1 pseudogene is annotated in these 214 nt (G+C 71.5%); it reads right to left on the bottom strand.

What is annotated here, in order from left to right:
* A pseudogene (locus tag EXE42_RS18310) lies at positions 1–214 on the bottom strand (arginine:ornithine antiporter); the annotation flags it as partial.

Below are 214 nucleotides of genomic sequence, written 5' to 3'. Positions count from 1 at the left end.
GCGACGAAGCCCGCTCCCTGAAGCAGGATCGTCGTGAACGCGCCGGCGAAGACGCCGGCGACGAGGGTCGGCAGCGCGGCGTAGCCGCGCAGCGCCAGCCCGAACGTGACGACGAGCGGGACGAAGGCGACGACGGTGATCGCGTACGTCTCGGTGAGACCGCCCTGGATCGCCGCGATTTCGCCGGCGGGAATGTCGCCGCTCGTGCGGAGAC

This window comes from Halorubrum sp. SP3, from assembly GCF_005435195.1.
Taxonomy (GTDB): Archaea; Halobacteriota; Halobacteria; order Halobacteriales; family Haloferacaceae; genus Halorubrum; species Halorubrum sodomense.
The sequence above is the reverse complement of the archived record's forward strand: the minus strand, read 5'-3'. Positions and strand labels throughout refer to the sequence as shown.